Consider the following 7,340-nt stretch of genomic DNA (forward strand, 5'->3'; position numbering starts at 1 on the left):
ATTATAAATAATGCCTTAAGAAATATAAAAAAGAATGATATTATCTCAGGAAATCAATATAAAAAATATACAAGTGGCAAAGAATTCGATGATTGGGGTGCTAATGAAATTTATATTGATACATCATCAAATGAAAGGATAATTGTCTATGATAATATAATTTTTATATTGAAATTTATGGAAGATGATTATAATGAGAAAAATATTGATTTTATAAAGAGCAAGTTGATGAATCTATAGGAGAGTAAAAGGGGGATAAATTTAATATTGATTTAAGATTGAAGAAAAATATAAATTATGCTAAAATAAAAACACGGGAATGAAGTTCTCCCAAAGTATTTACTTAAACCGCATTTTATGCTGATGACTTCTGTGATTATTTTGTCACGGAAATCATCAGCTTTTTTTAATTGTAAGGATTTTATAATTTATCTGGTTTGTGGATAAATTATAAAATCCAACTGCTTAATGGAGCAACGGACCTGTTTTTCAAGGTCGTTGGCGACATGAAGTGGAGCGCCCACGCAGTGGCTTAGGCGAATCGAATTTTTTGTGCAAAAATAGGAGGTTGAGATGTTAACGAGTTTAGCAATTATTTTTTTACTTGGTTTATTAATGGGAAGTGTTTTTAATAAACTGAAGTTACCTAGTTTAATGGGGATGATTTTTACAGGAATTTTACTTAGCCCCTATGCTTTTAATTTATTGGATGAGAAAATATTAAGTATTTCTCCAGATCTTAGACAATTAGCTCTTGTAATTATTTTAACTAGAGCAGGATTATCACTAGATATTAATGCGTTGAAAAAAGTAGGAAGACCTGCCATACTAATGTGTTTTGTTCCTGCATGTTTTGAAATTTTGGCAGTAGTATTTATAGCACCTAAAATTTTAGGTGTTAGTATTTTAGAAGCGGCAATTATGGGTGCAGTGGTGGCTGCAGTTTCTCCTGCAATAATAGTTCCTAGAATGATTAATTTAATTGAAAAGAAAATAGGAAAAGAAAATAGCATTCCACAGTTAATAATGGCAGGGGCATCAGTTGATGATATCTTTGTTATAGTATTATTTACTGCATTTACAGGTCTTGCAAAAGGTGACGAGATTTCAGCAATGAGTTTTGCACAAATTCCTATATCCATAGTTATGGGAATTGTAGTTGGTATAGTAATGGGTATTATATTAATTAAAACTTTCAAGAAGATACATTTTAGAGATTCAATAAAAGTAATAATAATACTAAGTGTTTCCTTCTTATTGATAGAATGTCAAAACATACTTGAAAATGTTGTACCTATGTCAGGTTTACTTGCCATAATGAGTATGGGAATAGTTATAAAAGCAAAATATGAGATTCTGGCAACTAGATTATCAAATAAATATAATAAGTTATGGGTTGCAGCAGAAATAGTATTATTTGTTTTAGTTGGAGCAACTGTAAATACAAAATATGTACTTCAAGCAGGAGTATCTGCTGTAGTTGTAATATTATTTGCTTTAGTAGTTAGAATGGTAGGAGTATATACTTGTTTAATAAAAACTAAGTTACCTATGAAAGAAAGACTTTTCTGTATGATAGCTTATACACCAAAGGCTACAGTTCAAGCAGCTATAGGAAGTATTCCTCTATCCATGGGACTTGAATGCGGTCAATTAGTTTTAACTGTTGCAGTGCTTTCCATATTAATAACTGCACCATTTGGAGCAATAGGAATAGACAGTACTTATAAAAAATTACTATGCAAAGAAGATGAATCAATGGAAGATATCGTTTAATAAAAATTTTATATGAAACTATAAATAAATAGGAGGCTTATGTTGATTTGTGTCTATTTGCACTATAATATTTATTGTGTATGAGAAGTTAAAAATTAACATTAAATTTAAAAGAAAACAGGGGAGTGGAATGTTATGAAAACAGTTATGACAAAAAATAAGTTAAATGTTGTACTAAGAAGTCCAAAAGAAAGTGATGCTAAAGAAATAATAGACTTTTACAATATAGTAGGAGGAGAAACTACATACTTATCTTTTGGGGCAGGTGAGTACAAAGTAAGTGTTGAGCAACAAGAAAGTGCAATTAAATCTGTAAATGAATTAGATAATAACACTATGATTCTTGCTACAATAGATGATAAAATAATAGGTATAGGTACTATAAGTTCTAATCAAAAGAAAAAAGGGAAACATGTAGGTGAACTTGGTATAGTTATAAAAGAAGAGTACTGTAATGTGGGACTTGGAAAAATAATGATGGATGAGTTAATAGATTGGTGTAAATCAAATGGTATAACTTCTAGAATAGGCTTAAGTGTAAGAAAAGATAACCCAAGAGCTATAGAATTATATAAAAAATGTGGATTTGAAGTAGAAGGTACACTAAAAAATGAAACATATATAGATGGGGAATTTTTTGATATCATAATTATGGGATTGATTATATAGTAAGAGTGTGTGAAAAAACTCTGTAAATAAGAAAATTAAACTGAATTCTATGATAATTTTAAATTATTTAGAGTTAATTAGATAATTAAAATAAAACTTAATATAAGTATAAAAATAGGATAGTTAAAATGAGTTCTCATAAATAACTATCCTATTTCTTATAATGTAATTAAATAAAATCTATATCCAATAAGAAATACTACTAAAAGATTCAATACTTTACTAATATTTCTCTCAGTTCTTGAACTAGTTTTTATGGGTAGAATGGAAAAATTAATTCCTACAGGATAAAAAAGTTCAACACCCTCCTTTGTAATTAAATCTAAACAAATATGTGAGATTACTCCAGCTAAAAGTCCGCTAAAAATACAAGTAAAAACAATATTATCATTACTTGAAATAATAACTACGTCACCAATAAATGCTATTAGTCCTACAAAAATTAAACTATGAGTAAAACTTCTATGTCTAAATTTCTTTCCGAAAATTTTGTACATAATGGGAAATCTCTTACTAATATATGATCCTCTCATATCTATATCACTAAGTAGTGATCCAAAATGTGTAAAATAAGCATATATAAATAAGAGAACTATACGATAAGGTAAGTTATATCCCATAAGAAAGGTATTGTATATGTAAGGAAGTAATAATAGTCCTACTATATAACCACCCTTTGAGTGAGTTTCTTTTGTCATAAATCCTCCAGTTGTCATAAATTTCTAATATGTTTTATTATAAATGAAATATATATAAATTTCAAAATATTATTTTACTACTTTATCTACATTTCAATGATAGTATTACCTTAGGAGAAATTATTATGAAAAATTATTTGATTTTTTTAAATAAAATTCTGTGTCAAAATATGTCGTAAGTCTATATATTATTAAAGGAGGTGTTTTTATGGCGAATAAATATCTTATTGCCCTTGATGATGGTCATGGAATGGAGACTGCGGGTAAAAGAACGCCCAAATTACTAGAAGATTTATATATAGATGGTAAATTAGTAAGAAAGAAAGGTGAAGTAATAAAAGAAAATGAGTTTAATAGAGCTGTAGTTAAGTACTTGGAAAAAGCATTAAAAAGATGTGGATTTGAAGTACTTTTAGTGGCTCCAACTGATGTAGATACATCGCTTCAAAATAGAGTTAGTCGTGCAAATTCAGTAAATGCAGATGCATATGTAAGTAAACATTATAATGCTATTGGAGAGAAATGGCAGACTAAAGCAAAAGGATTAGTGACAATTATACATTATAACTCACAAGCTAAAACTAAAGTTCTGGCACAAAATGTACATGAAGAATTATGGAAATTGCATAAAGATCATAATTGTACTAACTATGGTGTAAGAACTGATACAGATATTTCAGGATTTAGTTTATATGTTCTTAGAAATACAAAAATGCCTGCTATTTTAACTGAATCAGGATTTATGGATAATATGGCAGAAGCTAAATATATGTTAGACCCAGAGTTTCAAAAGGCTGATGCAGAAGCAACTTGTAAAGGTGTTTGTAAAACTTTTGGTGTAACTTATGTAAAACCAGATGAAGATTTTGTTTGTGATGAAAAAGAGGTGGAAGTTTCTACAAATGTGAAATATGTAAAAGTTATAGTAAATGAACTAAATGTTAGAAAATGTCCATCTTGGGAAGACAAGGCAGTAGCTGAAATTGTTAAAAAAGGTGAAGTATTTACAGTAACTAAAAAACTTAAGGTAGGAAGTAGTTACATGTACAAGCTTAAATCAGGGTTATATATAACTGCCAGTAGCAAATATGTACAAAACATGACTTCTTTATAGTCATTTTATAAATAATATACGCCCTTCTCGTTATTAAAATGAGAAGGGATTTTTTGTATAAATTATGAAAATAGAATTATTTATTGATGAAAGTAAAAGAATGGAGGATAATAAATAAGTGAAAGATTATGAAGAATATATTATATGGGGGATTATATAATGAAGAAAATTATATTTATTATTTTATGTACTTTTATAGGAGTAACAGGATGTGCTAAGAAATCAGAAATAAATAAAAATACAACTGCAGAAAATAATACTACAGTTACAACATCTCAAGTTGAAAAAGAAAATGAAGATAAGTTGAAAGAAGAAATTATTGAAACTTATGAAAATGTTAAACCAAAAGAATGGGGAGAACAATTAGAAGGAGTAGTAAGCTATATAGATGGTGATAATAAAGAAATAGCACTAACACTAGATGCCTGTGGCGGAGATAAAGGAAGTAAATATGATAAGGAATTAATAGATTTTTTGGACAAAGAAAATATAAATGCCACATTATTTATAAATTATAGATGGATAGAAGCTAATAAAGATATTTTTATGGAACTATCTAAAAATAATAATTTTGAAATTGAAAACCATGGTTATAGTCACAAACCACTATCAGTGAATAAAAATTCTATTTATAATATAGAAGGAACAGCTGATGTAAAAGAAGTTATAAAAGAAATAAAATTAAACGAAGATGAAATATACAAACTTACAGGTAAGAAAACAAAATATTTCAGATCGGGTACAGCTTACTATGATGAAGTTGCCATGGAAATTGCTAATGAACTGGGATATAAAATAGCAGGATTTAGTATAAATGGTGATGGTGGAGCAACTTTTTCAAAGGAAGAAGTGATAAGTGAAGTAAGCAAAGCAAAATCTGGAGATATTATAATTAGTCATTTTAACCAACCAAATGGATATACTTATGAAGGTTTAAAAGAAGCTTTAATAAAGTTAAGAGAAGAGGGCTATAAATTTGTAAAACTAGAAGATTAAAATATAAATATTGATTGCCTACATTTTAAATAATTTAAATTATCATAAAAGTTATAAAATAAATAATTATTTACTTACATTTAGCACATAATAAGAATGAAAAAATGTAGGAGGTATTACATATGAAAAGTACTAGTTTAACTTGTAAAGCTACTAATTGTGTTCATAATAAAAGCGGTGATTGCATGGCAGGAGTAATCAATGTAAAAGGAGTTAATGCAAAAACTATATCAGAAACAATTTGCAATACTTTTGTTGAAGAAGGTGGATATGCTTACGATAAATTATCTAACATTTATGACAATAAAAAAACTGTACCAGAATCAATTAAATGTATTGTAAGTAATTGTAAATATAATGAAAATGACAAGTGCAATGCAAAAGATGTACAGATAATGGCAGCTAGAGCAGCTTGTGGAACATTTGAATTGTCATAGAAAAGTAAATAAAGAGAACTCTGAATTTATTTAGAGTTCTCTTTTTTAATAGTATTTATTAATTGGTAATTCTTTTTCTTCAAAACACAAAATACTATTTTATTGCTATCTAAAGATTTATTTAAGGTATTTATGAATTCGTAAGAATTGCCCTCAGCAAAGCCAATTTCATCTAAAATGATGAGTTGACAGTTTTCAAGCTCAGCTTCAAGATTTTTAGAGTATATATTTATATTAACTACTTAAGTATTCACAAGGAATATAATATTTTTTGCAGTAATCATCTGCAATTGAGTTTTTGTAACAACGAATAGTAAGTCTAGGACAAAGATTAAAAGCCCTAGGATGAATTTCCTCCACATTTTCTGGGATTACTATTTGATTCAAATTTTTACAATTAACAAACGAATTTTCACCTATATATTCTAAACTTGTGGGAATTATGACATATTTTATGGAATTATTATTTAAAAAAGCATGGGTATTTATGCGTTCAACACCTTGAGGTATAAAATAAGTAGACGTTTGTTTTAAAGGAGGATAACATATGATAGTTCTCATATCTTTTGTGAAAAGTACACCTAATTTAGAGCAATAATTATTATTTCCCTCTTCAACTTTTATATTTGATAAATTTTTACAATTAACAAAACATTTATCTTCTATTAAAATAATACCCTCATTTACTAAGAATTCTTTGATATGAGTATCTTTAAAGGAGTCTTTACTTAAAATAGAAAATGAATCTAATTCATCTTTATAATAAGAATTGGATGATTTTTTAGAATCAGCTTTTCTATGTTTGCTCTTATTATTACTATAAAAAATATAAGATACAAAAATTATTATTAGAATTACTATTATAATTGCAATTTTAAAGACCATATTTATAACCCCCTTGAAAATTTAAAAAATCTCCCTTAGTTTATCGTAAGCTAAGTTTATTTTTTTATATGTATCTTCTAGTTCTTTTCTAACTTCTAATGGTATTTCTTCACTATTGTATTTATCAGGATGATAACTTTTAGTCAGATATGCATATTGTTTTTTTAAGTCTTCTTTTGTAGCATTTTTATTTAAACCTAGTATTTCATAATATTCATCTAGCTTATCTACATTATCATCATATTCTTCAATTTCCTTATTTTTTTCTTTCGATATCCTATCGTATATTTCATCGCAAGTATTAGCATCTAAATTAAATACACTTATAAAATCGCTTATTATTTCAGCTTGGGTGTCATTTAATGTTTCGCTATTTATTAAGCATAAGCTTATAAGATGATAAAGAATTTTGAAATCAAGATCTTTCTTATCTAGAAGTTTGTCTATGGATCTTTTTAGAGAGATAATTGTTTCCTTATTATAATCATGAAATCTTCCATAGTCGTACTGTGCAAATAGCCAAGTTTCCTCACTATTATTCATATCAAAAGATTCAATATAATTTATAATATAATCTCTTTCCTCAGGTGAAATTTCTGTGTCAGCTTTGGCGCAATAAGTGAGTAGTCGTACTAAATAATCAGCTGTGGCACTTTCAACATTTTCCTCTAGATTTTCATCTATATAACCTTTTAATAATAAATCTTCCATAAGAGCCATAATAAAACCTCCTTAAATTTTAATATTTCTCGATTAATTAGATTA

Annotated in this window: 10 protein-coding genes and 1 riboswitch; of the genes, 6 read left to right on the forward strand and 4 right to left on the reverse strand. The window is 27.4% G+C overall.

Annotation, left to right across the window (positions count from 1 at the left end):
- From QX51_RS20760 to QX51_RS17050, 3 genes are all read left to right on the forward strand, one after another.
- Nucleotides 1-240 (forward strand): hypothetical protein (locus QX51_RS20760; protein WP_039681102.1); only part of this gene is annotated, 240 nt, incomplete at its 5' end.
- A 66-nt stretch (nucleotides 241-306) separates the two neighbouring features.
- Nucleotides 307-380, forward strand: a riboswitch (Fluoride riboswitch).
- Between the two features lie 193 nt (nucleotides 381-573).
- Nucleotides 574-1,776 (forward strand): cation:proton antiporter, encoded by a 1,203-nt coding sequence (locus tag QX51_RS17045; protein WP_039681103.1) that lies wholly within the window; start codon nucleotides 574-576, stop codon nucleotides 1,774-1,776.
- A 135-nt stretch (nucleotides 1,777-1,911) separates the two neighbouring features.
- Entirely contained in the window at nucleotides 1,912-2,445 is a 534-nt protein-coding gene (locus QX51_RS17050; protein ID WP_039681104.1) for a GNAT family N-acetyltransferase, read from the forward strand.
- 158 nt (nucleotides 2,446-2,603) lie between these two features.
- Here QX51_RS17050 and QX51_RS17055 read toward each other — a convergent pair whose 3' ends face one another.
- Nucleotides 2,604-3,143: a metal-dependent hydrolase gene (locus tag QX51_RS17055; RefSeq protein WP_039681105.1), complete on the reverse strand. Its 540-nt coding sequence runs from the start codon at nucleotides 3,141-3,143 to the stop codon at nucleotides 2,604-2,606.
- Nucleotides 3,144-3,351: 208 nt separating this feature from the next.
- Here QX51_RS17055 and QX51_RS17060 point away from each other — a divergent pair, with 208 nt between their 5' ends.
- The 3 genes from QX51_RS17060 to QX51_RS17070 all read left to right on the forward strand — a co-directional run bounded on the left by QX51_RS17060 (nucleotide 3,352) and on the right by QX51_RS17070 (nucleotide 5,690).
- Nucleotides 3,352-4,257: an N-acetylmuramoyl-L-alanine amidase gene (locus QX51_RS17060; protein ID WP_039681106.1), complete on the forward strand. Its 906-nt coding sequence runs from the start codon at nucleotides 3,352-3,354 to the stop codon at nucleotides 4,255-4,257.
- Nucleotides 4,258-4,416: 159 nt separating this feature from the next.
- Complete coding sequence (locus QX51_RS17065; protein ID WP_039681107.1) at nucleotides 4,417-5,253, forward strand: polysaccharide deacetylase family protein; 837 nt, start codon at nucleotides 4,417-4,419, stop codon at nucleotides 5,251-5,253.
- Between the two features lie 122 nt (nucleotides 5,254-5,375).
- The gene (locus QX51_RS17070) at nucleotides 5,376-5,690 is read left to right on the forward strand and encodes a DUF1540 domain-containing protein (protein WP_052233135.1); all 315 of its coding nucleotides are present in this window, start codon (nucleotides 5,376-5,378) and stop codon (nucleotides 5,688-5,690) included.
- A 26-nt stretch (nucleotides 5,691-5,716) separates the two neighbouring features.
- On the opposite strand, the gene QX51_RS21860 is transcribed toward QX51_RS17070, so the two are convergent.
- The 3 genes from QX51_RS21860 to QX51_RS19685 are packed head-to-tail and all read right to left on the reverse strand — an operon-like array spanning nucleotide 5,717 to nucleotide 7,295.
- A complete protein-coding gene (locus QX51_RS21860; protein WP_079764813.1) occupies nucleotides 5,717-5,923 on the reverse strand; it encodes a nucleoside-triphosphatase in 207 nt (68 codons plus the stop codon).
- A 1-nt stretch (nucleotide 5,924) separates the two neighbouring features.
- Nucleotides 5,925-6,575, reverse strand: coding sequence for a leucine-rich repeat domain-containing protein (locus tag QX51_RS17075; RefSeq protein WP_039681108.1), 651 nt, complete (start codon nucleotides 6,573-6,575; stop codon nucleotides 5,925-5,927).
- 21 nt (nucleotides 6,576-6,596) lie between these two features.
- Nucleotides 6,597-7,295: a DnaJ domain-containing protein gene (locus QX51_RS19685; protein ID WP_052233136.1), complete on the reverse strand. Its 699-nt coding sequence runs from the start codon at nucleotides 7,293-7,295 to the stop codon at nucleotides 6,597-6,599.
- Nucleotides 7,296-7,340 lie beyond the last annotated feature (45 nt).

The organism is Terrisporobacter othiniensis (genome assembly GCF_000808015.1).
Classification (GTDB): Bacteria; Bacillota; Clostridia; order Peptostreptococcales; family Peptostreptococcaceae; genus Terrisporobacter; species Terrisporobacter muris.